1 protein-coding gene is annotated in these 680 nt (G+C 48.7%); it reads left to right on the top strand.

The window, feature by feature from the left end:
• On the top strand, positions 1 to 680 hold a 680-nt coding region (locus tag ACTXGO_RS15590), incomplete at both ends, for an LptF/LptG family permease (RefSeq protein ID WP_443575160.1).

The following is a 680-nucleotide window of genomic DNA, read 5'->3' as shown; positions in this document are numbered from 1 at the left end:
AATGCCAGTGGCGTCTCACGCGGTAAGCTTGCACGGTTGATGACGCCATTAATTTTGGCACTGTTCGTAGGCGAGGCAGCATTATCGATAGTAGGCAAGCCTTGGGGCGTACGCTCATCTGAAGTCATTTGGCAACAGCAAGCGCTAAGTAGTGCTTTTGATCTGATTCGTCCCAATGAGTTTATTAGTAGTGGCGATTACAACTTATATGTCGGCAGTCTAAGCGATGATAAAAAACAGCTACAAGACGTGGTTTTGATTCAAACTGAAGATAGAAAAAATGACGATAACAGCGATAATTTAAATAACGTTAATCTAAACAACGATGCTGATAGCGACATGCCCGCGTTGCCAAAGGCTATGACTCAGCGCGCAGGACAAGTGGGTAGCAAAGATACGATCACGCTAGCCAAACGCGCCGAGCAAGTAGATAACGGCAGTAGCGGCATCACGCAGTTGGATCTGTTTCAGGGTCGGCGCTATGAAGTTGGCGCAGGCAACCTCAAATACAATCAAGTCAGTTTTGATCGCTACCGTATTACCTTGACCGAATCCTCAAAAGAGGTGGTGACTGAGGACAACATCGAGACCCAGCCAATAGGACCACTATGGCAAGCTGCAACCGGCGGCACCTCAGTCGCTAGCGTAGATGCCCTACGAGCAGCACAAGGGGAGCTAGG

It is taken from the genome of Psychrobacter sp. T6-1, assembly GCF_052258445.1.
Note: the sequence above shows the minus strand (reverse complement) of the source record. Positions and strands in the feature narration are given on the sequence as shown.